Below are 24718 nucleotides of genomic sequence, written 5' to 3'. Positions count from 1 at the left end.
GTCAGCCCTCGATCGGGACCCGCAACCGGCGGGTGAGGGTCGCCCGCTGGGCGTACTCGGCCGGATCGGCCGGGTAGCCGACGGCGACCAGGGTCAGCCCGCGCGCGGGGGCCACCGTCACCTCGCTGGACCGCTCCCGCTGGGTGAGCAGAGTTCCCGGCCACTCGACCGGGCGGCGGCCGTCCCCGGCCACCAGCATGGCTCCCACCAGGCTGCGCACCATCGCCTGACAGAACGCGTCCGCCTGCACGGTGGCGACCAGGATCCCGTCCGGGTCGCGACGCCAGTCCAGCCAGGTCACCTCGCGCAGTGTGGTGGCGTGCTCCTTGCGCCGGCAGTACGCGGCGAAGTCGTGCTCCCCCACCAGCCCGCTGGCGGCGGCGTTCAGCGCGGCCAGGTCCAACGGCTTCGGCCAGGCCAGCACCTCGTGGCGGCGCAACGGCTCGGCGCCGAAAGGCGCGTCGGTGACCCGGTACTCGTAGCGCCGGAAGGTGGCCGAGAACCGGGCGTCGAAGTCGGCCGGCACCTCGGTCATCGCCCGTACCCGCACGTCGGTGGGGAGCAGCCGGGCCAGACGACGCAGCAGCCGCCCCTCGTGCTGGCGCCACACGTCCACGGGCAGGTCCACGTGGCACACCTGACCGGTGGCGTGCACTCCCGCGTCGGTCCGCCCGGCCACCGTCAGCCCGGTGGCGGTACCGACGCCGAGGACCAGGTCCAGGGTCTCGACGAGCACCCCCGCGACGGTGCGCCTGGTCGGCTGGGCTGCCCAGCCGGAGAAGTCGGTGCCGTCGTACGAGACGTCCAGCCGCAGCCGGATCCGCTCGTCCACCTCGTACCTCCTGTCACGGGTCGGGCCCGGCACCCCGATGGGGGTGCCGGGCCCGACGATGCCCTTGATCAGGCCTTGTTCTCGGTGGCCTCGTCGCTGTCCTCGCGGGCGGCGTCGGTGTCACCGGACGCCGACACCGGCGCCTCGGAGTCCTGGTCGGCCGGAGCCGACTTCGGGGCCTCGTCGGCCGGGGCGAGCGCCTCGACCTTGTCCTGCTGCGCGGCCTTGCGGGCGGCGGTCTTCTTGTTCGCCTTCGGCTCGGCGACCTGAAGCTCCTCCACCAGCTCGATGATGGCCATCGGCGCGTTGTCACCCTTGCGCGGACCGGTCTTCACGATCCGGGTGTAACCGCCGGGGCGGTTGGAGTACCGGGGCGCGATCTGGTCGAACAGGGCGTAGACCACGTCCTTGTCCTTGACGACACCCAGCACCCGACGCCGCGAGGCGAGGTCACCGCGCTTGGCCTTGGTGATGAGCTGCTCGGCCAGCGGGCGCAGCCGCCGGGCCTTCGTCTCGGTGGTCTGGATCTTCCCGTGCTGGAACAGCGCGGTCGCCAGGTTGGCCAGCATCAGCCGCTCGTGCGAGGGGCTGCCGCCGAGGCGGGGGCCCTTGGTGGGCGTGGGCATTTTTGGTGCTCCTCAGTTGTGGCGGCAGCGCGGACTAGAGCTGCTCGGTCTCGCGGTAGTCGTCGGTGTCGTAGTCGGCCTCGCCGAAGGTGTCCACGACGTGCGCCGGGTCGAAGTTCGGAGCCGAGTCCTTCAGCCCGAGACCCATCCCGGCGAGCTTCATCTTGACCTCGTCGATCGACTTCTGACCGAAGTTGCGAATGTCGAGGAGGTCGGCCTCGGTACGCCCGATGAGCTCACCAACGGAGTTGATGCCCTCGCGCTTGAGGCAGTTGTAGGAGCGGACGGTGAGGTCCAGCTCCTCGATCGGCAGAGCGAGGTCCGCCGCCAGCTGGGCGTCCTGCGGGGACGGCCCGATGTCGATGCCCTCGGCGGTCTCGTCCAGCTCCCGGGCGAGCCCGAACAGCTCCACCAGCGTCGAACCGGCGGAGGCCAGCGCGGTACGCGGACCCATCGACGGCTTGGTCTCGACGTCGATGATCAGCCGGTCGAAGTCGGTGCGCTGCTCGACACGGGTCGCCTCGACGCGGTAGGTCACCTTCAGCACCGGCGAGTAGATCGAGTCGACCGGGATACGGCCGATCTCGGCGCCGGACTGCTTGTTCTGCGCCGCCGTCACGTAGCCCCGGCCCCGCTCGACGGTCAGCTCCATGTCGAGCCGGCCCTTGCCGTTCAGGGTGGCGAGCTTGAGATCCGGGTTGTGCACCGAGACGCCGGCCGGGGGCTGGATGTCGCCCGCGGTCACGTCGCCCGGGCCCTGCTTACGCAGGTACATGCTGACCGGCTCGTCGTGCTCGGAGCTGACGCACAGCTCCTTGATGTTCATGACGAGCTCGACCACGTCCTCCTTGACACCGGGGATCGTGGTGAACTCGTGCAGCACACCGTCGATCTTGATCGAGGTGACGGCCGCGCCCGGGATCGACGACAGCAGCGTACGCCGCAGCGAGTTACCCAGGGTGTAGCCGAAGCCCGGCTCCAGCGGCTCGATGGCGAACCGGGACCGGGTCTCGTTGATCGACTCCTCGGAGAGGGAGGGTCGCTGGCTGATGAGCATCTTTTCTCTTCTCTTCCGGGGCGCCCGCTATTTGACGCCCACGACACAAACTGTTCCGGTGGCCCGCCCCGAAGGGCGGGCCACCGAACGAGCTCGGACTACTTGGAGTAGAGCTCGACGATCAACTGCTCCTGGACCTGCGTGTCGATGACCTGCCGGGCCGGGAGGGAGTGCACGAGCACCTTCATCTGGCTCGGGATGGCCTCAAGCCACGCCGGAACCGTCTTCGAGCCGGCCTGAGCCTGCGCGACGATGAACGGGGTGAGCTCCTTGCTCTTGCCCCGAACCTCGATGATGTCGTGCTCCTTGACGCGGTACGACGGGATGTCGACCTTCTTGCCGTTCACCGTGAAGTGACCGTGCTTGACCAACTGGCGGGCCATGTCCCGCGAGTGGGCGAAGCCGGCCCGGTAAACGACGTTGTCCAGCCGCGACTCGAGGATCTGCAGGAGGACCTCACCGGTCTTGGCCTGCTTGCCAACGGCTTCCTCGTAGTAACCGCGGAACTGCTTCTCCAGCACGCCGTAAACCCGACGGGCCTTCTGCTTCTCGCGGAGCTGGAGCAGGTACTCCGTCTCCTTCGTGCGGCCGCGGCCGTGCTGCCCGGGCGGGAACGGCCGGGACTCGAACGGGCACTTCGGACCATCGCACTTGCTGCCCTTGAGGAACAGCTTCATCTTCTCCCGCCGGCAACGGCGGCAGTCTGCACCGGTGTAACGAGCCATCTCTCTCTACCTCTCAGACCCGGCGACGCTTCGGCGGACGGCACCCGTTGTGCGGCTGCGGGGTGACGTCGGCGATCTGCCCGACCTCGAGGCCCACTGCCTGCAGCGAACGGATGGCGGTTTCCCGGCCGGAGCCGGGGCCCTTGACGAACACGTCGACCTTGCGCATGCCGTGCTCCATGGCGCGACGCGCGGCAGCCTCGGCGGCCAGCTGCGCAGCGAACGGAGTCGACTTGCGGGAGCCCTTGAAGCCGACCTGGCCAGCGGAGGCCCAGGAGATGACCGCACCGGTCGGGTCCGTGATGGACACGATGGTGTTGTTGAACGTGCTCTTGATGTGCGCCTGCCCGTGGGCGACGTTCTTGCGTTCCTTGCGCCGGACCTTCTTTACAGCGGCTCCGGCACGAGCCTTCGGTGGCATAAGTCTGTGCGCTCCTAGTTGACTTTCCGGACTGGGTTGCAGCCTGACCCGCCTCGGCGGCGGCCGATCCCGTCATCCGGTTAAGAACTACTTCTTGCCGGGCTTCTTCTTGCCGGCGACGGTCCGCTTCGGGCCCTTGCGGGTCCGGGCGTTGGTCTTGGTCCGCTGGCCACGCACGGGCAGGCCCCGGCGGTGCCGGATGCCGGCGTAGCAGCCGATCTCAACCTTGCGGCGGATGTCAGCGGCGACCTCGCGGCGCAGGTCGCCTTCAACCTTGTAGTTGCCCTCGATGTGGTCGCGGAGCTGCACGAGCTCCTCGTCCGTGAGGTCCCGAGCGCGCTTGTCCGGCGAGATGCCGGTGGCGGCGAGTGTCTCCAGGGCGCGGGTACGACCGACCCCGAAGATGTAGGTGAGCGCGATCTCCAACCGCTTTTCGCGGGGGAGGTCCACGCCGACTAGACGTGCCATGTGCGGGCGTACTCCTCGTGATGTGTGGCGGAGGTGTGGACCCGTCCCACCCCGCTACCGGCCGTCCCGTCCTTCCGACGCGGTGAGCGCCGGCGACCGGGATCGGTCGCTGCCCGAGCGGGCCCCGGCCTCCGACCGGGGGTCAGCCACGCAGAGGTACGTCTGGCGTACCGCTCGTGGCTGGGACGAGCATGTGTGATGTGTGTGTCGCTGGGGATCTGCCTGGACCAACGCCACCCGGCCGTGCTCCGGCCGGACGGGCTGAGTCAGCCCTGGCGCTGCTTGTGGCGCGGGTCGCTGCAGATGACCATGACCCGGCCGTGCCGGCGGATAACCCGGCACTTGTTGCAGATCCTCTTGACGCTCGGCTTGACCTTCACGGTTGCCTTACTTCCCATCTGGCCCGGTTACGCGCTCTGCGCGGCACCGGACGTCGAAGACGGACACGGGACTTCCCGGCCGTCGTCAGGACTACTTGTAGCGGTAGACGATGCGCCCGCGGGTCAGGTCGTACGGCGAAAGTTCGACGACGACCCGGTCCTCCGGAAGGATACGGATGTAGTGCTGCCGCATCTTCCCGCTGATGTGAGCCAACACCTTGTGGCCGTTCGCGAGCTCCACCCGGAACATGGCGTTCGGCAGGGGCTCGATGACCCGACCCTCGATCTCAATGGCTCCGTCTTTTTTCGGCATGTCCTCCGCTGTCCTGACGTCGATTGCACCGGGCGGCCCACAACGTCTTACACGGAAATCTGATCAGAATCAGAAGCCCGCGCCAGCCGCGGCTCCAGCTCCCACCGAAGCGCAGGGTGGGCATGCCGGAGTGGACGCTGTGCGCCGATCTGAAAGTGTACGCCGGCCTGCGGTCCCCCGCCAAACCGACCACCCACCAACCCGCGCGAGTCCACCCTCAGCCCTGTTGATCATGGAGTTGTTGTCACGACACGCCGCATTCGGCAGCAACAACTCCATGATCAACGAATCACGGCGAGTCCGGCCGCGGGTTGGGGCTGGTGGGGTTCAGGGGGTTGGTTCGTCGTTGTCGGGTTTGAGGGCGCGCTTTGCCTGCTTGCGCTCCCGGCGGCGTTGGCGCTTGACGGCCTGGCGCTGGGGCTCCTTCGCAGCCAGCCCGCTGACCGTGCGGACCACCAGCACCGCGCCCCACGGCCCGGCCACCCAGACCGGCCAGAAGTAGAGCAGGTCCTTGCTGAGCACCGACGTCGCCGCCCAGATGGTCACCACGATGGCGATCACCCGCAGGTACGGGAACCACACCTCGGCCAACCAGCGGGCGGTCACGCCCCTGCTGACGGCCGGATCGAGCTGGTCATCCAGCGGGCTCATCGTCGACCCGGCGACCGGCGCCAGGCCCGACCTCTGCACCGGCGTCACCGGCGGCAGGTCGGTCAGCAGGCCCTCGAGGTCGGCGTACGTGCGTGCCGCGTAGGCCTGCTGCAACCGCTCGTCGTACTCGTGCAGATCCAGTCGGCCCTCGTCGAGGGCGACCCGCAACCGGTCAGCCACCGCCGCACGGTCCGCGTCCGCGGCTCGCATCCCGTCGCGCCCGTCCATGCCGGCAAGCATGCCACCGTCGCGCCACTCCCGCCCGCCCCTGGCAGCGGTCAATCATGAAGCTGTTGCCCGCCCCACCGGCGTGTCGGGGCAATAACTTCATGATCGACAGAGGAGATTAGAGAATTTTTGTGGCCGCGGGTTGGCGGGCGGTCACCAGGTCGCCCAGGCGGGCCCGGCCACCATCGAACGCGGTGAGCACCCAGACGCCGTCCGGCAGCAGCGCCATCGAGTGCTCGACGTGCGCGGCCACCGAGCCGTCCCGGGTGACGACCGTCCACCCGTCGGCCAACTCGACGGTACGCGGGGACGCCATGGTGATCATCGGCTCGATGGCCAGGGCCATCCCGGTGACCAGTCGCGGACCCTTGCCCGGCCGACCGTGATTGAGCACGTGTGGGTCCTGGTGCATCTCGGTGCCGATGCCGTGCCCGCCGTAACCGTCGACGATGCCGTACCGGCCGCCCTTGCGGACGGCGGTCTCCACAGCGTGCGAGATGTCGGTGAGGCGGCCCTTGCCGCTGGCCGCACCACGCGCAGCAGCGGCGATACCGGCCCACATGGCGTCCTCAGCGACTTCGGCCATCTTCAACAGCGCCGGGTCGACGTCACCGACCCCGACAGTGATCGCGGAGTCGCCGTGCCACCCGTCCAGCACCGCGCCGCAGTCGATGGAGATCAGGTCACCGGCCTGGAGCACCTGCTGCGGCGACGGGATGGCGTGCACGATCTGCTCGTTGACCGAGGAGCAGATTGACGCCGGGAAACCGTGGTAGCCCTTGAACGACGGAACACCGCCCGCCTCGCGGATGGTCGCCTCCGCGATGGCGTCCAGATCGGCGGTGCTCACACCGGGGGCGACAGCCTCCCGCATACGACGCAACGCCTCGGCCACCACCAGCCCGGCGGCCCGCATCTTCTCGATCTGGTCAGGGGTCTTCAGCTGGATGTCCAGCTGGGGACGACGCATGGAGCGGTTACCTTTCGTTGCCGAACAGCGGGGCACATAACGCGTACCCCGCTGTTCGCACTCTATCCGCCGTGGCCCGGCCGGACCTCAGCCGCCGTACGACCGCAGCGCGTCGATGGCCCGGGTGGTGACGTCCTCCACCGGCCCGGTGGCGTCGATCCCGACCAGCTTGCCCTGAGCGCCGTAGTAGTCGACCAGGGGCGCGGTCTTCTCGCTGTACTCGCGGAGCCGCGTTGCGATCGTCTCCGGCTTGTCGTCGTCGCGCTGGAACAGCTCGGCGCCGCACCGGTCACAGATGCCGGGCCGGGTGGTGGCGTCGAACTCGACGTGCCAGATCTTGCCGCAGCCCCGGCAGGTGCGCCTGCCGGAGAGCCGCCGGATCACCTCGTCGTCGTCGACGACCAGCTCCAGGACCAGATCCAGGGCGGTGCCCAGATCGGCCAGGAGCTTGTCCAGAGCGGCAGCCTGCGGTGTCGTCCGCGGGAAGCCGTCGAGCAGGAAACCCTCGCTGGCGTCGGGCTCGGCCAGCCGGTCCCGGACCATGTTGATGGTGACCTCGTCCGGAACCAGCTCGCCCGCATCCATGTACCGCTTCGCCTCGACACCGAGCGGCGTGCCCTGGGTGACGTTCGACCGGAAGATGTCTCCGGTCGAAATCTTCGGCACCGAGAGGTGCGCGGCGATGAACTCGGCCTGCGTGCCCTTGCCCGCGCCCGGCGGGCCAACCAGAACGAGTCTCATCTACCGCAGGAACCCTTCGTAGTTCCGCTGCATGAGTTGGCTCTCGATCTGCTTCACGGTCTCCAGACCGACGCCGACCATGATGAGCACAGCGGTGCCGCCGAACGGGAAGTTCTGGTACTGCTGGTTGTCCAGCCAGATGAAGAAGAAGTTCGGCAGGATCGAGATGATGCCGAGGTACAGCGCGCCCGGCAGGGTGATCCGGCTGAGGATGAAGTCCAGGTAGTCGGCGGTGGGCTTGCCCGGGCGGATACCCGGCACGAACCCGCCGTACTTCTTCATGTTGTCCGCGACCTCGGTCGGGTTGAACGTGATCGAGACGTAGAAGTACGTGAAGAAGATGATCAGCAGGAAGTAGACCGCGATGTAGATCGGGCTGCTCGGGTTGACCAGGTTGTTCTGGATCCACGACTGGGTCTTGCCCGGGTCGGTCTGGTCGAAGAACTGCAGCGCCAACTGCGGCAGGTAGAGCAGCGACGACCCGAAGATGACCGGGATCACACCCGCCTGGTTGACCTTGAGCGGGATGTAGGTCGAGGTGCCGCCGTACATCCGCCGGCCGATCATCCGCTTGGCGTACTGCACCGGGATCCGGCGCTGCGACTGCTCGATGAAGGTGACAGCGGTGATGACCACCAGAACCAGCGCGATGACCAGGGCGAACATGTCCCAGCCCTTGCTGGTCTTGATCTGCCAGCCCTCGCTGGGCAGCCGCGCCGCGATCGAGGTGAAGATCAGGACGGACATGCCGTTGCCGACGCCGCGGTCGGTGATCAGCTCACCGAGCCACATGACCATGCCGGTGCCGGCGGTCATCGTCATCACCAGGATGGTCAGGGTCAGCCAGTCCGGGATGCCGGTGCCGGTGGGGATGATCGGGAACTGGTCGCAGCGGTTCTGGAACAGCTGGCCCGAGCGGGCCAGCGCCACGAACGCCGAGGCCTGCAGCACACCGAGACCGAGGGTCAGGTAGCGGGTGTACTGGGTGATCTTCGCCTGACCGGCCTGGCCCTCCTTGCGGAGCTGCTCCAGGCGGGGGATCACGACGGTCAGCAGCTGCAGGATGATCGACGCGGTGATGTAGGGCATGATGCCCAGCGCGAAGACCGAGAGCTGCAGCAGCGCTCCGCCGGAGAAGAGGTTGAGAAGGTTCACCACCCCGGTGGTGTCACCCTGGATGGTGTCGAGGCACTTCTGCACGTTGCCGTACGAGACGCCCGGGCTGGGGAGCGTTGCACCCAGCCGGTAGACCGCGATGATGCCTACTGTGAACAGCAGCTTCTTGCGCAGGTCAGGCGTACGGAACGCACTGAGAAAGGCGGACAGCAACTTCTTCCTCCTGCGCGAGGCGGGCCGCCGGTGATCCCTGGCGGGTCGGGGTGGATCACGGGCGAGTGCCCGCAATCCATGGCTGGGATGGGACTCTAACAGCCTCACCCCGGTCCGGGCAGATGTGCCCGACTACATAAATCGATTCCGATGTTACCGGGCGCTCACGGCCCAGGCAGACCATGGCGCCCGCCAGTTGCTCTCAACTGGACGGGCGCCATGGTCGTACGCCTTACAGCTCGGTGACGGAGCCACCGGCGGCAGCGATCTTCTCCTTGGCCGACGCACTGAACGCGTGCGCGGACACCTGGAGCGCCACACCGCCGAGATCCCCGGTACCGAGGACCTTGACCGGGTGACCCTTGCGGACCGCGCCGGACTCAACGAGCTCCAGCGGGCCGACCTGACCACCATTCGGGAACAGCTCAGCGAGTCGGTCCAGGTTGACAACCTGGAAGACCACCTTGAACTTGTTCTTGAAGCCCTTCATCTTCGGCAGGCGCATGTGGATGGGCATCTGCCCACCCTCGAACGCCGCCGAGATGTTCTTGCGAGCCTTGGAGCCCTTGGTACCGCGACCAGCGGTCTTGCCCTTGGAACCCTCACCGCGACCCACACGGGTCTTCGCGGTCTTGGAACCGGGCGCCGGGCGCAGGTGATGCACCTTGATCGTCATTACTCGACCTCCTCGACCTTCACGAGGTGGCTCACAGTGAAGATCATGCCGCGGATCTCGGGCCGGTCCTCCTTGACCACCACGTCGTTGATCCGCTTGAGACCGAGCGAACGCAGCGACTCACGCTGGTTGTGCTTGGTCCCGATACCGGACCGGAGCTGGGTGACCTTCAGGCGTGCCATCAGTTCGCCACCCCCGCACGCGACGCCAGCATGGCGGCCGGCGCGACGTCCTCCACCGGCAGACCACGACGCGCCGCGACCTGCTCGGGGGACTCAAGCCCCTTCAGGGCCGCCACGGTGGCGTGCACGATGTTGATCGGGTTCGACGAACCGAGGCTCTTGGAGAGCACGTCGTGGATCCCAGCGCACTCCAGCACGGCACGCACCGGTCCACCGGCGATGACACCCGTACCGGCCGAGGCCGGCTTGAGCAGCACCACACCAGCGGCGTCCTCACCCGTCACCGGGTGCGGGATCGACTGACCGATCCGCGGGACCTTGAAGAAGTGCTTCTTGGCCTCCTCGACACCCTTGGCGATGGCCGCGGGCACCTCCTTGGCCTTTCCGTAGCCCACGCCGACCGTGCCGTCGCCGTCGCCCACGATCACCAGGGCGGTGAAGCTGAAGCGACGACCACCCTTCACGACCTTGGCGACGCGGTTGATCGCGACGACCCGCTCAAGGTGCGGGGTCTTCTCGACGGGCGCGTTTCCGCGGCCGCCCTCACGGCGGTTGTCGCGGCGACCACCCTCGTTGCCACCGGACCCGCCGCCACGGCGCTGTTGACCTGGCATCAGCAGCCTTCCTTCTCTCTCGTGACGGGGTTGTTAGAACTCGAGCCCGGCTTCGCGGGCGGCGTCGGCAAGCGCGGCGACTCGCCCCGCGTACCGGTTGCCGCCGCGGTCGAAGACGACCTTGGAGACGCCGGCGGCCTTGGCCCGCTCGGCGAGCAGCGCGCCCACCTTGCCAGCCAGGGCGCTCTTGTCGCCCTCCGCACCGCGCAGCGAGGCGTCCAGGGTCGACGCCGACGCCAGGGTGTGACCCTTGGTGTCGTCGACGATCTGGGCGACCATGTGCCGCAGCGAGCGGGTGACGACCAGGCGCGGACGCTCGGCCGTACCGCTGACGTTCTTGCGGACGCGGAAGTGTCGACGCGCACGCCCAACGGCGCGCTTGGCGGCGACACCGCGGCGGCGCTTGAGCAGCGTGGCGCTCACTTCTTACCTGCCTTTCCAGCCTTGCGGCGGATGACCTCGCCCTGGTACTTGACGCCCTTGCCCTTGTAGGGCTCCGGCGGGCGGATCTTCCGGATGTTGGCGGCGACCTCACCGACCTGCTGCTTGTCGATGCCAGCCACGTGGAACAGGGTCGGCCGCTCCACCGTGAAGGTGATGCCCGCCGGGGCGGGGACGACCACCGGGTGCGAGAACCCGAGCGCGAACTCGAGGTCCGAACCCTTGGCGGTGACCCGGTAACCGGTGCCGGCGATCTCCAGGCTCTTGCGGTAGCCCTCGGTGACCCCGACGATCATGTTGGCAACCAGCGTACGGCTCAGGCCGTGGAGTTCCTTGGCCTTGCGCTCGTCGTTCGGCCGGTTGACGCTCAGCTGCCCATCCTCGGCCCGCTCGACCTTGATCGGCTCGGCGAGGGTGTGCTGGAGCTGGCCCTTGGGGCCCTTGACCTTGATGGTCTGCCCGTCGATCGTGATGTCGACGCCGGCTGGCACCGGGATCGACTTACGTCCAATTCGCGACATTTCTACCTGTCTCCCGTTACCAGACGAAGGCGAGGACTTCCCCGCCAACACTCCGCTTGCGGGCCTGCCGGTCGGTCAGCAGCCCCTGGGACGTCGAAATGATCGCCACGCCCAGCCCACCGAGCACCCGCGGGAGCCCGTCCGACTTGGCGTACACCCGGAGACCGGGCTTGGACACGCGCTTGATGCCGGCCAGGCTCCGCTCGCGGTTCTGGCCGTACTTCAGCTCGACGACCAGTCGCTTGCCGACGGCGCCCTCCTCGGGCTCCTCGACCGACCAGGTGGCGATGTAACCCTCGGCCTTCAAGACCTCGGCGATGTTCGCCTTGATCTTGGAGTAGGGCATCTTCACCTGATCGTGGTACGCCTGGTTGGCGTTACGCAGACGCGTGAGCATGTCTGCGATCGGGTCGGTCATCGTCATGGATTTCGTCAGCCTTTCTCGCCGGGGTTCCCGGGGCATCAGCCCCGGGCCTACGGCGAAGAGCAATACCTAATCGGTGCAGGAGTTCCCGGCCGACGGCCGGGACGCGGTCGCCCTTACCAGGAAGCCTTGGACACGCCCGGCAGCTCACCGCGGTGAGCCATCTCCCGGATGCAGACCCGGCAGAGCCCGAACTTGCGGTAGACCGCCTTCGGACGCCCGCACCGCTGGCAGCGGGTGTACGCGCGAACCGAGAACTTCGGCTTCGCGGCCGCCTTGATGATCAGCGCCTTCTTGGCCATCTCAGTTCTCCTTGAACGGGAAGCCCAGGAGCTTGAGCAGCGCCCGGCCCTCGTCGTCGGTCGTGGCGGTCGTGACCACCGTGATGTCCATGCCCCGCTGGCGATCGATCCGGTCCTGGTCGATCTCGTGGAACACCGACTGCTCGGTCAGACCGAACGTGTAGTTGCCGTGCCCGTCCAGCTTGCGCCCGTCCAGACCGCGGAAGTCGCGGATACGCGGCAGCGCGATGGAGAGCAGCCGGTCCATGAACTCCCACATCCGGTCGCCGCGAAGGGTGACCTTCGCGCCGATCGGCATGCCCTCGCGGAGCTTGAACTGCGCGATGGACTTGGTCGCCCGCCGCACCTGCGGCTTCTGGCCGGTGATCGTGGCGAGGTCGCGGACCGCGCCGTCGATCAGCTTGGCGTCGCGAGCAGCCTCGCCGACACCCATGTTGACGACGATCTTGACCAGCCGCGGCACCTGCATGGGGTTGCCGTAGCTGTGCTGCTCACGCAGCTGGGCCACGATCTCGTTGCGGTACCGCTCCTTGAGGCGCGGCAGGGTCTTTTCGGTAGCCGTGGTCATCACAGGTCCTTACCGGTGCTACGCGCGATGCGGACCTTCTGGCCGTTGTCGTCGATCCGGTAACCGACGCGGGTCGGCTTGCCGTCGGAGTCCAGGACCTGCACGTTCGAGACGTGGATCGGGGCCTCCTGGGTGACGATGCCGCCGGTCTTGGCGCCACGCTGGGTGGTGCTGATGCGGGTGTGCTTCTTGACCCGGTTCACGCCCTCGACCAGGACCTTGTCCTGCCGCGGGTAGGCCTGAATGACCTTGCCCTTGGCACCCTTGTCCTTGCCGGCGATGACGACGACCGTGTCGCCCTTCTTGACCTTCACGGTCACAACACCTCCGGCGCGAGGGAAATAATCTTCATGAACCGCTTGTCCCGCAGCTCCCGGCCCACCGGGCCGAAGATACGGGTTCCACGCGGGTCCCCGCCGTCCTTGATGATGACGGCGGCGTTCTCGTCGAAGCGGATGTACGAGCCGTCCGGACGCCGCCTCTCCTTGGCCGTGCGAACGACGACAGCCTTGACGACGTCGCCCTTCTTCACACCGGCACCCGGGATCGCGTCCTTGACGGTGGCCACGATGACGTCGCCGATACTCGCGTAGCGCCGACCGGAGCCACCGAGAACCCGGATGCACAGGATCTCCCGAGCACCCGTGTTGTCGGCGACGCGCAGTCGCGACTCCTGCTGAATCACGTCTATCTCCTATGTCTGCCGGTTCTCCGGCCGCCGTAGCGGCCGGAGCCTGGCGGAACCAACGCCCGACGCAACGCCGGGCGAGCTCGAGCCTTCGCTACTTGGCCTTTTCCAGGATCTCCACGATCCGCCAACGCTTGGTGGCGCTCAGCGGCCGGGTCTCCATGATGAGAACCCGGTCACCGGTGCCAGCGGCGTTCTGCTCGTCGTGCACCTTCAGCTTGCTCGTACGGCGCATGATCTTGCCGTACAGAGCGTGCCGAACCCGGTCCTCGACCTCGACCACGACGGTCTTGTCCATCTTGTCGCTGACCACCAGGCCCTCACGGACCTTGCGGCGGGACCGCGCGGTGGCGGTGGCGGTGTCTTCGGTCATGATGCAGTCACCTCAGTCGGCGCGGCCGAGAGCCCCAGCTCGCGCTCGCGCATGATCGTGTAGATCCGGGCGATCTCCCGACGGATGACCTGCAACCGCCGGTTGTTGTCCAGCTGCCCGGTTGCGGCCTGCACGCGGAGGTTGAACAGCTCCGCCTTGGCCTCCCGCAGCTTCGTGACCAGCTCCTCTTCGGAGAGCTCACGCAGCTCGGTCGCCTTAACGCCCGCTGCCATCAGGATTCACCCACTTCGCGCGTAACAATGCGGCACTTCATCGGGAGCTTGTGGATCGCGCGACGCATGGCCTCTCGCGCGGTCTGCTCGTTGGGGAAGGACATCTCGAAGAGAACCCGCCCCGGCTTGACGTTGGCAACCCACCACTCGGGCGAACCCTTACCGGAACCCATCCGGGTCTCGGCAGGCTTCTTGGTGAGGGCCTGGTCCGGGAAGATCGTGATCCAGACCTTGCCACCACGCTTGATGTGGCGAGTCATCGCGATACGTGCCGACTCGATCTGCCGGTTCGTCACGTACGCCGGCTCGAGAGCCTGGATCCCGAACTCGCCGAACACCACCCGGTTACCACCCTTGGACGCGCCACTGCGGTCCGGGTGGTGCGGCTTGCGGAAGCCCTTCGGGGGCTTGCGCGGCATCAGCATCTGTCAGCCCTCCTGCTGCGTTTCTGCCGGAGCAGCAGTGGCGGCGACAGCTGCGCTGTCGACCGGCTCGCCGCTCGGCGTCTCGGCCTGCTGCGCGATGGTGGTCGCAGCAGCCCGACCGGCCTCGGTGCCACCAGCCGTGGTGCCGGACGAACCCGACCGGCCACGGCGCGGACGCTCGGGACGGTCGCCGCGCTCACCACGACGCGGGCGGGACGGACCGGCCTCGGCCGGAGCTTCCCGGCCCGGGACGGCGTCGCCCTTGTAGATCCAGACCTTCACACCGATCCGACCGAACGTGGTACGGGCCTCGAAGAAGCCGTACTCGATGTTGGCCCGCAGCGTGTGCAGCGGAACCCGGCCCTCACGGTAGAACTCGGTCCGGCTCATCTCGGCGCCGCCGAGGCGACCCGAGACCTGAACCCGGATGCCCTTGCAGACCGGGTTCTTCATCGCCGACTGCATGGCCTTGCGCATCGCCCGACGGAAGCTGACCCGGCTGGACAGCTGCTCGGCCACGCCCTGCGCGACCAGCTGAGCGTCCGACTCGGGGTTCTTCACCTCGATGATGTTCAGCTGAACCTGCTTGCCGGTGAGCTTCTCAAGCTCGCCGCGGATCCGGTCGGCCTCCGCACCCTTACGGCCGATGACGATGCCCGGCCGGGCGGTGTGGATGTCGACCCGGACCCGGTCGCGGGTGCGCTCGATGTCGACCTTGGAAATCCCGGCACGCTCGAGGCCCTTGGACATCATGCGGCGGATCTTGACATCCTCGCCGATGTAGTCCTTGTAGAGCTTGTCCGCGAACCAGCGGGACTTCCAGTCGGTCGAGATGCCGAGCCGGAACCCAGTGGGGTGAACCTTCTGACCCATTACTCGGCGTCCTCCGTCTTGCTCTGCGCTTCGGCCGGTGCGGCCTCCGTGGCCGGGGCGGCCTTCTTCGCCGCGGCCTTCCTCGGCGCTGCCGGCGCGACCGCTTCGACCGCCACAGTGATGTGGCAGGTGCGCTTGCGGATTCGGTACGCCCGACCCTGCGCCCGCGGCTGGAACCGCTTCATCGTCGGGCCCTCGTCCACGAAGGCCTCGCTGACGAGCAGCGCGTCGGGGTCCAGCCGCTCGTTGTTCTCCGCGTTGGCGATCGCGCTAGCGAGCACCTTGTACACCTGCTCGCTCGCAGCCTGCGGCGCGAACTGCAGCACCGTGAGCGCCTCCTTCGCGGGCAGGCCGCGGACGAGGTTGACCACCCGGCGCGCCTTCATCGGCGAGATGCGCACGTGCCGCGCAACCGCCCGCGCGCCCGGAAGCACCGGAGCGTCGCCCTTTCCTGGCATCGCTGTAACCCCTTGTTCCCTCTATCCGTATGCCTGGCGGCGTCAGCGCCGACGGCTCTTCCGGTCGTCCTTCTCGTGACCCTTGAACGTGCGGGTCAGCGCGAACTCGCCGAGCTTGTGCCCGACCATCGCCTCGGTCACGAACACCGGGACGTGCTTGCGTCCGTCATGCACGGCGATCGTGTGCCCCAGCATCTCGGGGATGATCGTCGAGCGCCGCGACCAGGTCTTGATCACGTTCTTGGAGCCCTTGTCGTTCTGAACTTCCACCTTCTTGAGCAGGTGGTCGTCTACGAACGGGCCCTTCTTCAGGCTGCGAGGCATGTCTTATCTCCCTCAGCCGCGCTTACGCGTGGCGTAGCGACGGCGGACGATCAGCCGGTCACTCGGCTGGCCCTTACGGCGGGTGCGGCCCTCGGGCTTACCCTGCGGGTTGACCGGGTGGCGACCACCGGAGGTCTTACCCTCACCACCACCGTGCGGGTGGTCGACCGGGTTCATGGCGACACCACGGACGGTCGGGCGCTTGCCCTTCCACCGCATCCGGCCGGCCTTACCCCAGTTGATGTTCGACTGATCGGCGTTGCCGATCTCGCCGACGCTGGCGCGGCAGCGCACGTCCACCCGCCGGATCTCGCCGGACGGCATACGCAGGGTCGCGTACGCGCCCTCGCGGCCGAGCAGCTGGATACCGACGCCGGCGGAACGGGCCAGCTTGGCCCCGCCACCCGGACGCAGCTCCACGTTGTGGATCGTGGTACCGACCGGGATGTTGCGCAGCGGCAGGTTGTTACCCGGCTTGATGTCGGCGCCCGGACCGGACTCGACGCGGTCGCCCTGCTTCATGTCCTTCGGCGCGAGGATGTAGCGCTTCTCGCCGTCGGCGTAGTGCAGCAGCGCGATGCGCGCCGTGCGGTTCGGGTCGTACTCGATGTGAGCGACCTTCGCCGGCACGCCGTCCTTGTCGACCCGCTTGAAGTCGATCAGACGGTACTGACGCTTGTGACCGCCACCGTGGTGCCGCGTGGTGATCCGGCCGTGGGCGTTACGCCCGCCCTTCTTCGGCAACGGAGCCAGCAGCGACTTCTCCGGCGTGGACCGGGTGATCTCGGCGAAGTCAGCGACACTCGAGCCACGTCGGCCCGGCGTCGTCGGCTTGTACTTACGGATAGCCATTGTCTACACCCCTCAGCTGACCGGGCCGCCGAAGGCCTCGATACGGTCACCGTCAGCCAGCTTCACGATCGCCCGCTTGGTCGCCTTGCGCTGACCGAAGCCGGTCTTGGTGCGCTTGCGCTTACCCTGGCGGTTGAGCGTGTTGACCGTCAGGACGCGGACGTTGAAGATCTGCTGGATAGCGATCTTGATCTCGGTCTTGTTCGCGTCCGGGTGCACCAGGAAGGTGTACCAGTTCCGGTTCAGCTCGCTGTAGCTCTTCTCCGAGACGACCGGCGCCACGATGATGTCGCGCGGGTCGGCGATCGTGCTCACTTGCCACCCTCCTCGGTGGTCTCGGCGGGCACGCCCAGGAACTCGTCCAGGGCGTCCTTGGTGAAGACCACGTCGTCGGCCACGAGCACGTCGTACGTGTTCAGCTGGCCGGACTCGATCAGGTGCACCCGCGGCTCATTGCGCAGCGACACCCAGTTCAGCTCGTCGGTGCTGCTCAGCACGACCAGGACCCGACGGGCCTCGGTGAGCTTGGTCAGCGTGGCCAGGGCCGCCTTGGTCGACGGCTTCTCGCCCGAGACGAACGCCTCGACGACGTGCACCTGCCCGGCGCGGGCCCGGTCGGAGAGGGCACCCCGCAGAGCGGCGGCCTTCATCTTCTTCGGGGTCCGCTGGCTGTAGTCGCGCGGCACGGGACCGTGCACGACGCCACCGCCGGCGAACTGCGGCGCGCGGATCGAGCCCTGCCGGGCGCGACCGGTGCCCTTCTGCTTGTACGGCTTCTTGCCGCCACCGGCGACCTCGCCGCGGGTCTTGGCCTTGTGCGTGCCCTGTCGGGCCGCCGCGAGCTGGGCCACCACGACCTGGTGCATCAGCGCGACGTTGGCCTGCACGTCGAAGATGTCCTCCGGCAGCTCCACGGAGCCGCTGGTGGTGCCTTCGACGGTGCGCACGTCAACGGTGGTCACTTGGCCGCACCGCCCTTCTTCACCTTGCTCTTGGCCGCGGTACGGACCAGAACGAGCGCGCCCTTGGGACCAGGAATGGCACCCCGGACGAGCAGCAGGTTGTTCTCGGTGTCGACCGCCTGGACGGTGAGGTTCTGCACGGTGTACCGAACGCCACCCATACGGCCGGCCATCCGGGTGCCCTTGAAGACACGCCCCGGAGTGGCGCAGGCGCCGATGGAGCCGGGCGAGCGGTGCTTGCGCTCGACGCCGTGCCCGGCGCCCAGGCCGTGGAAGCCGTGCCGCTTCATCGGGCCGGCGTAGCCCTTGCCCTTGGTCTTGCCGGTGACGTCGATGGTGACGCCGGCCGGGAACTCCTCGACAGTGACTTCCTGCCCGAGCGAGTATTCCCCGGCGTCGGTGGTGCGCAGCTCGACGATGTGCCGGCGCGGCGCCACGTCCGCCTTGGCGTAGTGCCCGCTGACCGGCTTCTTGACCTTGCGCGGGTCGATGGTGCCGTACGCGAGCTGGACCGCGGAGTAACCGTCCTTCTCGGCGCTACGAACCTGGCTGATGACGCACGGGCCGGCCTCGACCACGGTCACGGGAACAACGCGGTTGTTCTCCCAGACCTGGGTCATGCCGAGCTTGGCGCCCAGGATCCCCTTGACTTGCCTGTCCATTTGTCCGGTCCCTACAGCTTGATCTCGATGTCGACGCCAGCCGGCAGGTCGAGGCGCATGAGCGAGTCGACCGTCTTCGGGGTCGGGTCGATGATGTCGATCAGCCGCTTGTGAGTGCGCATCTCGAAGTGCTCGCGCGAGTCCTTGTACTTGTGCGGCGAGCGGATAACGCAGAAACGGTTGATCTCCGTGGGCAGCGGCACCGGGCCCGCGACCTGCGCCCCGGTGCGCGTCACCGTCTCGACGATCTTCCGAGCCGAGGAGTCGACGACCTCGTGGTCATAGGCCTTGAGCCGGATGCGGATCTTCTGTCCCGCCATGGTGGCTTCTGTTCCTTCTCTCGATGCCGCTGTGTTGCGGGCGCCTGTACCGGCTGGTACAGGCCCACTTCGCCGACCCCCGCGGTCGGGCGTGTCGCGCCCTCGGGCCGAGCTCCGCCCCTACGTACCGGAGTGGTGCTGACCGCACTGGGGGTCAAGGCGCCGATCGCACTACCGCGACCTGAACGCCGTGCGAGGGTGGTTGGCGACTGGGCCGCCAACCACCCTACGCTCGACTGCCTCGCCACCCGGAGGTTCAGCGAAAGCCGAACACAGGCGACGAACTGTCGTTACGCAACCTGACTAGTATGCCGCACGACCGGCGGCGGGTCTAATCGGGGTTACCTAGTTCACTTGTTAATCTTGGTGACGAACCCGGCGCCGACGGTGCGGCCACCCTCGCGGATCGCGAACTTGAGGTTCTCCTCCATGGCGATGGGCTGGATCAGCTTCACCGACATGGACGTGTTGTCACCCGGCATGACCATCTCGGTGCCCTCGGGGAGGGTGACGACACCGGTGACGTCCGTGGTCCGGAAGTAGAACTGGGGACGGTAGTTCTGGAAGAACGGGGTGTGACGGCCACCCTCCTCCTTGGAGAGGATGTAGACCGTCGCCTCGAACTCCGTGTGCGGGGTGTTCGAGCCCGGCTTCACGACGACCATGCCGCGCTCGACCTCGTCGCGCTTGGTACCACGCAGCAGCAGGCCGACGTTCTCACCTGCGCGGGCGTCGTCCAGGGTCTTCCGGAACATCTCGATCGCGGTGACCTTGGTCTTGAAGCTCTTCTCCTTGATACCGACGAGCTCAACATCCTCGTTCGGCAGGAGAACGCCGCGCTCCACGCGACCGGTGACGACGGTGCCACGACCAGTGATCGTGAAGACGTCCTCAACCGGCATCAGGAACGGCTTGTCAACCTCGCGCTCCGGCTGCGGGATCGAGGTGTCGACAGCGGTCATCAGGTCCAGCAGCTTGCCGGTCCACTCGGGGTCACCCTCGAGGGCCTTCAGCGCCGAAACCCGAACGACCGGCAGGTCGTCACCCGGGTACTCCTGCGAGGAGAGCAGCTCACGGACCTCGAGCTCGACGAGCTCCAGGAGCTCCTCGTCATCGACCATGTCGCTCTTGTTGAGCGCCACGACGATGTACGGCACACCGACCTGACGGGCCAGCAGCACGTGCTCGCGGGTCTGCGGCATCGGGCCGTCGGTCGCCGCGACCACCAGGATCGCGCCGTCCATCTGCGCGGCACCGGTGATCATGTTCTTGATGTAGTCGGCGTGCCCAGGGCAGTCGACGTGCGCGTAGTGCCGCGACTCGGTCTGGTACTCGACGTGCGCGATCGAGATCGTGATACCGCGGGCCTTCTCCTCCGGCGCCTTGTCGATCTCGTCGAACGGCGTGTAGGGGTTCAGGTCCGGGTACTGGTCGTGCAGGACCTTGGTGATGGCCGCCGTCAGCGTCGTCTTACCGTGGTCGATGTGACCAATGGTGCCGATGTTGACGTGCGGCTTAGTCCGCTCGAACTTAGCCTTCGCCACTGGTGTCCTCCTGTGGACTTCTTGGTTCGTACGCCCGGCGCGCCGGTCGGCGCTTAGGACTCTGTCGACAGCCTTTCCGGCCCGAAGGCCGGAGAGCCTTTGTGGGTTCTGCGGCGATGAAGCCTACAGGCCCGGTCTCACGCGATCCGATCGTGGTGGCCGCGGGCGGGTGAACCCTCCCGCGACCAACCACGAATCACCTGCTCAGAGCGCTACTCGCCCGTTGCCTTGGCGATGATCTCCTTCGCGACGCTCTGCGGAACCTCGGCGTAGGAGTCGAACTGCATGCTGTAGCTAGCCCGGCCCTGGGTCTTCGACCGCAGGTCGCCGACGTAGCCGAACATCTCCGACAACGGCACCAGGGCCCGGACGATGCGGGCGCCGCTGCGCTCCTCCATCGCCTGGATGATGCCGCGGCGGGAGTTGAGGTCACCGATGACGTCACCCATGTTCTCCTCAGGAGTGGTGACTTCAACGGCCATCATCGGCTCGAGCAGTGCCGGATCGGCCTTGCGGGCCGCGTCCTTCATCACCATCGAGCCGGCGATCTTGAATGCCATTTCCGACGAGTCGACCTCGTGGTACTGGCCGTCCAGCAGGGTCAGCTTCACGCCGACCAGCGGGAAGCCCGCCAGGATGCCGTACTGCAGCGCGTCCTGCGCACCGGCGTCCACCGAGGGGATGAACTCCCGGGGGATGCGGCCGCCGCTGACGGCGTTGGCGAACTCGTAGGTCGGCGAGTCGTTGTCCAGCGGAAGCGGCTCGACGCTCACGATCACGCGGGCGTACTGGCCGGAACCACCGGTCTGCTTCTTGTGGGTGTACTCGACCTTGTCCACCTTGCGGCGGATGGTCTCGCGGTACGCCACCTGCGGCTTGCCGACGTTGGCCTCGACGTTGAACTCGCGGCGCATCCGGTCGACCAGGATGTCCAGGTGCAGCTCACCCATGCCGGAGATGACCGTCTGACCGGTCTCCTCGTCCAGCTGGACGCGGAAGGTCGGGTCCTCCTCGGCCAGGCGCTGGATGGCGGTGCCCAGCTTCTCCTGGTCGGACTTGGTCTTCGGCTCGATCGCCACCGAGATGACCGGCTCCGGGAAGGTCATCGACTCCAGGATGACCGGGTTCGCCGGGTCGGAGAGAGTGTCGCCGGTGGTGGTCTGCTTGAGACCCTGCACGGCGATGATGTCGCCGGCCTGCGCCGACGGACGCTCTTCCCGCTTGTTGGCGTGCATCTGGTAGATCTTGCCGATGCGCTCCTTGCGGTCCTTGGTGGAGTTGACCACCTGAGAACCGGAATCGAGCGTGCCGGAGTAGACCCGCACGTAGGTGAGCTTGCCCAGGTGCTTGTCCGTCTGGATCTTGAAGGCCAGGCCGGAGAAGGGCTCCGAGTTGGACGGCTTACGCAGCAGCGGGGTCTCGCCGTCGGTGGCCGTACCCTCGATCGCCGGAACGTCCAGCGGCGACGGCAGGAAGTCGACCACGGCGTCGAGCATGGGCTGAACGCCCTTGTTCTTGAACGCCGAGCCGCAGAGCACCGGGTTGGCCTTGCCGGCGATGGTGGCACGCCGGATGGCGGCCTTGATCTCCTCGACGGAGATCTCGTCGCCCTCCAGGTACTTCTCCATCACCGCGTCGTCGACGTCGGCGAGGGTCTCCATCAGCTTCTCGCGCCACTCGGCGGCGGAGTCGGCCAGCTCGGCCGGGATCTCCTCGACCGCGTAGTCCTCACCCTTCTGGGTCTCCCCACGCCAGGTGAGCGCGCGCATGCCGATCAGGTCGACGACACCGATGTGGTCACCCTCGAGCCCGATCGGGATCTGGAGCACCAGCGGGGTGGCGTTCAACCGGTCGATCATCATCTGCACGCAGCGGAAGAAGTCGGCGCCGGTCCGGTCGAGCTTGTTGACGAAGCACATACGCGGGACGTTGTACTTGTCGGCCTGCCGCCAGACGTTCTCCGTCTGCGGTTCCACGCCGGCGACACCGTCGTAGACCGCTACCGCACCATCCAGGACCCGCAGCGACCGCTCGACCTCGACCGTGAAGTCGACGTGGCCGGGCGTGTCGATGATCTGGATCGTGTGGTCTTTCCACTCACACTTGGTAGCAGCGGAGGTGATGGTGATACCACGCTCCTGCTCCTGCTCCATCCAGTCCATGACGGCAGCGCCCTCGTGGACCTCACCGATCTTGTACGTGATGCCGGTGTAGAACAGGATTCGCTCGGTGGTCGTGGTCTTACCGGCATCGATGTGCGCCATGATGCCGATGTTGCGTACCTTGGCGAGCGCGTCTGCGGCGGCCACTTCAATCCCTACTTATCGTCGTCTCGACACAACTGGTGGCGGTTCCGGCGCCCGGAGGCGCCGGAACCAGGGTGTTACCAGCGGTAGTGCGCGAAGGCCTTGTTCGACTCGGCCATCTTGTGCGTGTCCTCGCGCCGCTTGACGGCGGCACCGAGGCCGTTGCTCGCGTCCAGCAGCTCGTTCATCAGCCGCTCGACCATGGTCTTCTCGCGCCGGGCGCGGGAGTACGTGACCAGCCAGCGCAGGCCCAGGGTCGTCGCCCGGGTCGGGCGGACCTCGACCGGAACCTGGTAGGTGGCGCCACCGACACGACGGCTGCGCACCTCGAGGGTCGGCTTGACGTTGTCCATCGCCCGCTTGAGGGTGACGACCGGGTCGGTGCCGGACTTCTCGCGGCAGCCCTCGAGAGCCGCGTACACGATGGTCTCGGCGAGCTGACGCTTGCCACGGAGCAGGATCTTGTTCACCAGCTGGGTGACCAGCGGCGAGTTGTACACCGGGTCAGCGACCAGTGGCCGCCGCGGAGCGGGTCCCTTACGCGGCATGTCAGCTCTTCTCCTTCTTCGCGCCGTAACGGCTGCGCGCCTGCTTGCGGTTGCGGACGCCCTGGGTGTCCAGCGAGCCGCGAACGATCTTGTAACGCACGCCGGGGAGGTCCTTCACCCGGCCGCCGCGAACGAGCACGATCGAGTGCTCCTGCAGGTTGTGACCGACGCCGGGGATGTAGGCGGTCACCTCGATCTGGCTGCTGAGCTTCACGCGAGCGACCTTGCGCAGCGCCGAGTTCGGCTTCTTCGGGGTGGTGGTGTACACGCGGGTGCACACGCCGCGCCGCTGAGGGGAACCCTTCAGCGCCGGGGTCTTGGTCTTGGTCGTCTTCGCCTGGCGGCCCTTTCGGACCAGCTGCTGGATCGTGGGCACCGGGTTTCTCCGCTCCCTTCGGCCGCATCCGCGGCCGCGCCGTCTGCTCGTTAACCGGCCTGATGACCGGCTCTCCTACATTCCGACCAGGGTCGCCTTGCGGAGACCCCGGCACCCGCGGTCGGGCGTGTCGCCCTCGTCACGGCCCCGTTGCGACGCTCTCGCGTTCGTAGCGGGTTTTGTCACCGGCGCGCGGGTCGCCCCGCTCCGGATCCTTGGCTTGTCGTGCCGCCGTCCGTAAGCCGGAAACAGCGCACGCACGAGTTGCCCGGGCATGCCCGGGCACAAGGGGAAAGAGTACCTACCACAACCGCCCAGGTCAAAACGGAATGGCCCGGCGACTGTCTCACACCAGCCGGCCGGATCTCGTCCTGCCCCGTCGCCCGCGATGGGCACCTACGAATACAAGTGTACCGGCTTCCCCGCAGAAGCACCCATCGCCCCCGGGGCGACCGGAAGCCTTCCGCGGAAAACCGCTGTCAGGTGCCGGATCTGTCGGTGATGACCCTCACGTCAGTGTGAGAAGCAGGGCAAGGCCCAGGCCCAGCAGGCTGAGCAGCGCCCCCGCCGCGCCGCAGCTGATCCCGGCCATCGCCAGCCCGCGACCGGTGAACTGGACCGCGGAGGGGACGGTCGGCCGCCGGATCTGTCGCCGGCCGAGCAGCCCGATGACGACCGCCGCCCCGCCGGCCAGCACACCCAGCGCGGCGAACGCCCCGGAGGCCCAGGCCCCGCCGTCGTTCTTGAAAGCCACTCCGAAGCAGATCACCAGCAGTGAGACCAGAAGTGCGGCGATCCCCGCAACCACCGCCCCGATGGCCAGCCCGGAGGTGACCGGTGCCACGTCCAGGTGCACGACGCCGAACGGCGTACCCGAAACCGCCTCCACCCGCTTCGGCGGCCGGCGTTGGTCGTCGGTGGGCGGCGGTACGGAACGCTCCGGCGTGCCACCCCACCCGGGGCCGTGCCCCGGCGGCGGCGGTCCCCAGCCGTGCGGCGCCCCGGGCCCGGACGACGACGGGCCCCAGCCGTGCGGCGCAACCGGCCCGGACGGCGACGGGCCCCACCCGGGCGGCGCAGACGGCGCAGACGGGTACGGACCCCAGCCTGGCGGCACAGCCGGTGCGGACGAGGACGGGCCCCAGCCGTACGGCACTCCCGAACCAGCCGGCGGCGGGCCCCAGCCGGGCGGCACTCCCGGCCCTGAGGTGGGCGGGCCCCAGCCCTGCGGGGTGGAGGTCGGTGCGCTGGAGACCGGGTACGGCTGGTCGGAGCCGGGCGTCGCGGTGGCGCCCCAGCCGTTCG

At 67.7% G+C, this 24718-nt stretch carries 38 protein-coding genes; all 38 read right to left on the bottom strand.

Features of this window, described 5'->3' with window-relative positions:
- Position 1: 1 nt before the first annotated feature.
- Positions 2–832, bottom strand: coding sequence for a tRNA pseudouridine(38-40) synthase TruA (gene truA / locus ACGF3C_RS08055; protein WP_393219897.1), 831 nt, complete (start codon positions 830–832; stop codon positions 2–4).
- 68 nt (positions 833–900) lie between these two features.
- Complete coding sequence (rplQ, locus tag ACGF3C_RS08050; RefSeq protein ID WP_091402374.1) at positions 901–1458, bottom strand: 50S ribosomal protein L17; 558 nt, start codon at positions 1456–1458, stop codon at positions 901–903.
- 34 nt (positions 1459–1492) lie between these two features.
- Positions 1493–2515, bottom strand: coding sequence for a DNA-directed RNA polymerase subunit alpha (locus tag ACGF3C_RS08045; RefSeq protein ID WP_007465227.1), 1023 nt, complete (start codon positions 2513–2515; stop codon positions 1493–1495).
- Positions 2516–2613: 98 nt separating this feature from the next.
- A complete protein-coding gene (gene rpsD / locus ACGF3C_RS08040; RefSeq protein WP_030329921.1) occupies positions 2614–3240 on the bottom strand; it encodes a 30S ribosomal protein S4 in 627 nt (208 codons plus the stop codon).
- A 13-nt stretch (positions 3241–3253) separates the two neighbouring features.
- A complete protein-coding gene (gene rpsK, locus ACGF3C_RS08035; protein WP_030329919.1) occupies positions 3254–3661 on the bottom strand; it encodes a 30S ribosomal protein S11 in 408 nt (135 codons plus the stop codon).
- An 87-nt stretch (positions 3662–3748) separates the two neighbouring features.
- The gene (rpsM, locus tag ACGF3C_RS08030; RefSeq protein ID WP_030329917.1) at positions 3749–4129 is read right to left on the bottom strand and encodes a 30S ribosomal protein S13; all 381 of its coding nucleotides are present in this window, start codon (positions 4127–4129) and stop codon (positions 3749–3751) included.
- A gap of 266 nt (positions 4130–4395) precedes the next feature.
- Positions 4396–4509, bottom strand: coding sequence for a 50S ribosomal protein L36 (rpmJ, locus tag ACGF3C_RS08025; protein ID WP_043965539.1), 114 nt, complete (start codon positions 4507–4509; stop codon positions 4396–4398).
- Positions 4510–4600: 91 nt separating this feature from the next.
- Positions 4601–4822, bottom strand: a complete 222-nt coding sequence (gene infA / locus ACGF3C_RS08020) for a translation initiation factor IF-1 (RefSeq protein ID WP_007073013.1) — start codon at positions 4820–4822, stop codon at positions 4601–4603.
- Positions 4823–5149: 327 nt separating this feature from the next.
- Positions 5150–5683, bottom strand: a complete 534-nt coding sequence (locus ACGF3C_RS08015; RefSeq protein WP_393220758.1) for a DUF1707 domain-containing protein — start codon at positions 5681–5683, stop codon at positions 5150–5152.
- A 136-nt stretch (positions 5684–5819) separates the two neighbouring features.
- Positions 5820–6671 carry a type I methionyl aminopeptidase gene (map, locus tag ACGF3C_RS08010; RefSeq protein WP_393219892.1) on the bottom strand — a complete coding sequence of 284 codons (852 nt, stop codon included), beginning with the start codon at positions 6669–6671 and terminating at the stop codon, positions 5820–5822.
- A gap of 87 nt (positions 6672–6758) precedes the next feature.
- Positions 6759–7412 (bottom strand): adenylate kinase, encoded by a 654-nt coding sequence (locus ACGF3C_RS08005; protein ID WP_088950228.1) that lies wholly within the window; start codon positions 7410–7412, stop codon positions 6759–6761.
- Positions 7413–8741, bottom strand: coding sequence for a preprotein translocase subunit SecY (gene secY, locus ACGF3C_RS08000; protein WP_357207564.1), 1329 nt, complete (start codon positions 8739–8741; stop codon positions 7413–7415).
- Between the two features lie 232 nt (positions 8742–8973).
- The gene (gene rplO / locus ACGF3C_RS07995) at positions 8974–9417 is read right to left on the bottom strand and encodes a 50S ribosomal protein L15 (protein WP_030329906.1); all 444 of its coding nucleotides are present in this window, start codon (positions 9415–9417) and stop codon (positions 8974–8976) included.
- Complete coding sequence (rpmD, locus tag ACGF3C_RS07990; protein WP_007465262.1) at positions 9417–9599, bottom strand: 50S ribosomal protein L30; 183 nt, start codon at positions 9597–9599, stop codon at positions 9417–9419. The genes rplO and rpmD overlap by 1 nt, the downstream gene beginning before the upstream one ends.
- Positions 9599–10213 carry a 30S ribosomal protein S5 gene (rpsE, locus tag ACGF3C_RS07985; RefSeq protein WP_357206394.1) on the bottom strand — a complete coding sequence of 205 codons (615 nt, stop codon included), beginning with the start codon at positions 10211–10213 and terminating at the stop codon, positions 9599–9601. The genes rpmD and rpsE overlap by 1 nt, the downstream gene beginning before the upstream one ends.
- 33 nt (positions 10214–10246) lie before the next feature.
- Positions 10247–10636, bottom strand: coding sequence for a 50S ribosomal protein L18 (gene rplR / locus ACGF3C_RS07980; RefSeq protein ID WP_030329901.1), 390 nt, complete (start codon positions 10634–10636; stop codon positions 10247–10249).
- Entirely contained in the window at positions 10633–11175 is a 543-nt protein-coding gene (gene rplF, locus ACGF3C_RS07975; protein WP_357230387.1) for a 50S ribosomal protein L6, read from the bottom strand. Before rplF ends, rplR begins: the two co-directional genes overlap by 4 nt.
- Before the next feature lie 16 nt (positions 11176–11191).
- A complete protein-coding gene (gene rpsH / locus ACGF3C_RS07970; protein WP_007465270.1) occupies positions 11192–11599 on the bottom strand; it encodes a 30S ribosomal protein S8 in 408 nt (135 codons plus the stop codon).
- 116 nt (positions 11600–11715) lie between these two features.
- Positions 11716–11901 carry a type Z 30S ribosomal protein S14 gene (locus ACGF3C_RS07965; protein WP_007465272.1) on the bottom strand — a complete coding sequence of 62 codons (186 nt, stop codon included), beginning with the start codon at positions 11899–11901 and terminating at the stop codon, positions 11716–11718.
- 1 nt (position 11902) lies between these two features.
- Positions 11903–12469 (bottom strand): 50S ribosomal protein L5, encoded by a 567-nt coding sequence (gene rplE, locus ACGF3C_RS07960; protein WP_196919809.1) that lies wholly within the window; start codon positions 12467–12469, stop codon positions 11903–11905.
- The gene (gene rplX / locus ACGF3C_RS07955; protein ID WP_172899047.1) at positions 12469–12789 is read right to left on the bottom strand and encodes a 50S ribosomal protein L24; all 321 of its coding nucleotides are present in this window, start codon (positions 12787–12789) and stop codon (positions 12469–12471) included. Before rplX ends, rplE begins: the two co-directional genes overlap by 1 nt.
- Positions 12786–13154: a 50S ribosomal protein L14 gene (rplN, locus tag ACGF3C_RS07950; protein WP_007465279.1), complete on the bottom strand. Its 369-nt coding sequence runs from the start codon at positions 13152–13154 to the stop codon at positions 12786–12788. Before rplN ends, rplX begins: the two co-directional genes overlap by 4 nt.
- Positions 13155–13251: 97 nt before the next feature.
- Positions 13252–13530 carry a 30S ribosomal protein S17 gene (gene rpsQ, locus ACGF3C_RS07945; RefSeq protein WP_112584814.1) on the bottom strand — a complete coding sequence of 93 codons (279 nt, stop codon included), beginning with the start codon at positions 13528–13530 and terminating at the stop codon, positions 13252–13254.
- A complete protein-coding gene (gene rpmC, locus ACGF3C_RS07940; RefSeq protein WP_007465283.1) occupies positions 13527–13763 on the bottom strand; it encodes a 50S ribosomal protein L29 in 237 nt (78 codons plus the stop codon). The genes rpsQ and rpmC overlap by 4 nt, the downstream gene beginning before the upstream one ends.
- Positions 13763–14188 (bottom strand): 50S ribosomal protein L16, encoded by a 426-nt coding sequence (gene rplP / locus ACGF3C_RS07935; RefSeq protein WP_053653940.1) that lies wholly within the window; start codon positions 14186–14188, stop codon positions 13763–13765. The genes rpmC and rplP overlap by 1 nt, the downstream gene beginning before the upstream one ends.
- Before the next feature lie 3 nt (positions 14189–14191).
- A complete protein-coding gene (gene rpsC, locus ACGF3C_RS07930) occupies positions 14192–15061 on the bottom strand; it encodes a 30S ribosomal protein S3 (RefSeq protein WP_091402401.1) in 870 nt (289 codons plus the stop codon).
- Positions 15061–15519 (bottom strand): 50S ribosomal protein L22, encoded by a 459-nt coding sequence (gene rplV / locus ACGF3C_RS07925; RefSeq protein WP_007465297.1) that lies wholly within the window; start codon positions 15517–15519, stop codon positions 15061–15063. Before rplV ends, rpsC begins: the two co-directional genes overlap by 1 nt.
- A 42-nt stretch (positions 15520–15561) precedes the next feature.
- Complete coding sequence (gene rpsS, locus ACGF3C_RS07920; protein WP_007465299.1) at positions 15562–15843, bottom strand: 30S ribosomal protein S19; 282 nt, start codon at positions 15841–15843, stop codon at positions 15562–15564.
- A gap of 12 nt (positions 15844–15855) precedes the next feature.
- Positions 15856–16695, bottom strand: coding sequence for a 50S ribosomal protein L2 (rplB, locus tag ACGF3C_RS07915; RefSeq protein WP_053653944.1), 840 nt, complete (start codon positions 16693–16695; stop codon positions 15856–15858).
- A 12-nt stretch (positions 16696–16707) separates the two neighbouring features.
- Complete coding sequence (gene rplW / locus ACGF3C_RS07910) at positions 16708–17010, bottom strand: 50S ribosomal protein L23 (protein ID WP_007465304.1); 303 nt, start codon at positions 17008–17010, stop codon at positions 16708–16710.
- Positions 17007–17657 (bottom strand): 50S ribosomal protein L4, encoded by a 651-nt coding sequence (rplD, locus tag ACGF3C_RS07905; RefSeq protein WP_030489587.1) that lies wholly within the window; start codon positions 17655–17657, stop codon positions 17007–17009. The genes rplW and rplD overlap by 4 nt, the downstream gene beginning before the upstream one ends.
- Positions 17654–18319 carry a 50S ribosomal protein L3 gene (gene rplC, locus ACGF3C_RS07900; protein WP_366612191.1) on the bottom strand — a complete coding sequence of 222 codons (666 nt, stop codon included), beginning with the start codon at positions 18317–18319 and terminating at the stop codon, positions 17654–17656. The genes rplD and rplC overlap by 4 nt, the downstream gene beginning before the upstream one ends.
- 11 nt (positions 18320–18330) lie before the next feature.
- Positions 18331–18639, bottom strand: a complete 309-nt coding sequence (gene rpsJ, locus ACGF3C_RS07895; RefSeq protein ID WP_007073037.1) for a 30S ribosomal protein S10 — start codon at positions 18637–18639, stop codon at positions 18331–18333.
- A 350-nt stretch (positions 18640–18989) separates the two neighbouring features.
- Entirely contained in the window at positions 18990–20183 is a 1194-nt protein-coding gene (gene tuf / locus ACGF3C_RS07890) for an elongation factor Tu (RefSeq protein WP_030489585.1), read from the bottom strand.
- A 212-nt stretch (positions 20184–20395) separates the two neighbouring features.
- Positions 20396–22492 (bottom strand): elongation factor G, encoded by a 2097-nt coding sequence (gene fusA / locus ACGF3C_RS07885; protein WP_308193421.1) that lies wholly within the window; start codon positions 22490–22492, stop codon positions 20396–20398.
- Positions 22493–22566: 74 nt separating this feature from the next.
- Positions 22567–23037: a 30S ribosomal protein S7 gene (gene rpsG / locus ACGF3C_RS07880; RefSeq protein WP_030489583.1), complete on the bottom strand. Its 471-nt coding sequence runs from the start codon at positions 23035–23037 to the stop codon at positions 22567–22569.
- A gap of 1 nt (position 23038) precedes the next feature.
- Complete coding sequence (rpsL, locus tag ACGF3C_RS07875; RefSeq protein WP_007465318.1) at positions 23039–23413, bottom strand: 30S ribosomal protein S12; 375 nt, start codon at positions 23411–23413, stop codon at positions 23039–23041.
- Between the two features lie 508 nt (positions 23414–23921).
- Positions 23922–24302 carry a hypothetical protein gene (locus tag ACGF3C_RS07870; protein ID WP_393220755.1) on the bottom strand — a complete coding sequence of 127 codons (381 nt, stop codon included), beginning with the start codon at positions 24300–24302 and terminating at the stop codon, positions 23922–23924.
- Between the last annotated feature and the right edge of the window lie 416 nt (positions 24303–24718).

It is taken from the genome of Micromonospora sp. NPDC047762 (assembly GCF_043204655.1).
Classification (GTDB): domain Bacteria; phylum Actinomycetota; class Actinomycetes; order Mycobacteriales; family Micromonosporaceae; genus Micromonospora.
Note: the sequence above shows the minus strand (reverse complement) of the source record. Positions and strands in the feature narration are given on the sequence as shown.

Excerpts from the sequence above, each read along its gene's own strand:
- rplQ (WP_091402374.1), bottom strand. The coding sequence starts at position 1,458 with ATGCCCACGCCCACCAAGGGCCCCCGCCTCGGCGGCAGCCCCTCGCAC.
- ACGF3C_RS08045 (WP_007465227.1), bottom strand. The coding sequence starts at position 2,515 with ATGCTCATCAGCCAGCGACCCTCCCTCTCCGAGGAGTCGATCAACGAG.
- rpsD (WP_030329921.1), bottom strand. The coding sequence starts at position 3,240 with ATGGCTCGTTACACCGGTGCAGACTGCCGCCGTTGCCGGCGGGAGAAG.
- rpsK (WP_030329919.1), bottom strand. The coding sequence starts at position 3,661 with ATGCCACCGAAGGCTCGTGCCGGAGCCGCTGTAAAGAAGGTCCGGCGC.
- rpsM (WP_030329917.1), bottom strand. The coding sequence starts at position 4,129 with ATGGCACGTCTAGTCGGCGTGGACCTCCCCCGCGAAAAGCGGTTGGAG.
- infA (WP_007073013.1), bottom strand. The coding sequence starts at position 4,822 with ATGCCGAAAAAAGACGGAGCCATTGAGATCGAGGGTCGGGTCATCGAG.
- ACGF3C_RS08015 (WP_393220758.1), bottom strand. The coding sequence starts at position 5,683 with ATGCGAGCCGCGGACGCGGACCGTGCGGCGGTGGCTGACCGGTTGCGG.
- map (WP_393219892.1), bottom strand. The coding sequence starts at position 6,671 with ATGCGTCGTCCCCAGCTGGACATCCAGCTGAAGACCCCTGACCAGATC.
- ACGF3C_RS08005 (WP_088950228.1), bottom strand. The coding sequence starts at position 7,412 with ATGAGACTCGTTCTGGTTGGCCCGCCGGGCGCGGGCAAGGGCACGCAG.
- rplO (WP_030329906.1), bottom strand. The coding sequence starts at position 9,417 with ATGACGATCAAGGTGCATCACCTGCGCCCGGCGCCCGGTTCCAAGACC.
- rpmD (WP_007465262.1), bottom strand. The coding sequence starts at position 9,599 with ATGGCACGCCTGAAGGTCACCCAGCTCCGGTCCGGTATCGGGACCAAG.
- rpsE (WP_357206394.1), bottom strand. The coding sequence starts at position 10,213 with ATGCCAGGTCAACAGCGCCGTGGCGGCGGGTCCGGTGGCAACGAGGGT.
- rplF (WP_357230387.1), bottom strand. The coding sequence starts at position 11,175 with ATGTCGCGAATTGGACGTAAGTCGATCCCGGTGCCAGCCGGCGTCGAC.
- rpsH (WP_007465270.1), bottom strand. The coding sequence starts at position 11,599 with ATGACGATGACCGACCCGATCGCAGACATGCTCACGCGTCTGCGTAAC.
- ACGF3C_RS07965 (WP_007465272.1), bottom strand. The coding sequence starts at position 11,901 with ATGGCCAAGAAGGCGCTGATCATCAAGGCGGCCGCGAAGCCGAAGTTC.
- rplE (WP_196919809.1), bottom strand. The coding sequence starts at position 12,469 with ATGACCACGGCTACCGAAAAGACCCTGCCGCGCCTCAAGGAGCGGTAC.
- rpsQ (WP_112584814.1), bottom strand. The coding sequence starts at position 13,530 with ATGACCGAAGACACCGCCACCGCCACCGCGCGGTCCCGCCGCAAGGTC.
- rpmC (WP_007465283.1), bottom strand. The coding sequence starts at position 13,763 with ATGGCAGCGGGCGTTAAGGCGACCGAGCTGCGTGAGCTCTCCGAAGAG.
- rplP (WP_053653940.1), bottom strand. The coding sequence starts at position 14,188 with ATGCTGATGCCGCGCAAGCCCCCGAAGGGCTTCCGCAAGCCGCACCAC.
- rpsC (WP_091402401.1), bottom strand. The coding sequence starts at position 15,061 with ATGGGTCAGAAGGTTCACCCCACTGGGTTCCGGCTCGGCATCTCGACC.
- rplV (WP_007465297.1), bottom strand. The coding sequence starts at position 15,519 with ATGCCAGGAAAGGGCGACGCTCCGGTGCTTCCGGGCGCGCGGGCGGTT.
- rpsS (WP_007465299.1), bottom strand. The coding sequence starts at position 15,843 with ATGCCTCGCAGCCTGAAGAAGGGCCCGTTCGTAGACGACCACCTGCTC.
- rplB (WP_053653944.1), bottom strand. The coding sequence starts at position 16,695 with ATGGCTATCCGTAAGTACAAGCCGACGACGCCGGGCCGACGTGGCTCG.
- rplC (WP_366612191.1), bottom strand. The coding sequence starts at position 18,319 with ATGGACAGGCAAGTCAAGGGGATCCTGGGCGCCAAGCTCGGCATGACC.
- rpsJ (WP_007073037.1), bottom strand. The coding sequence starts at position 18,639 with ATGGCGGGACAGAAGATCCGCATCCGGCTCAAGGCCTATGACCACGAG.
- rpsG (WP_030489583.1), bottom strand. The coding sequence starts at position 23,037 with ATGCCGCGTAAGGGACCCGCTCCGCGGCGGCCACTGGTCGCTGACCCG.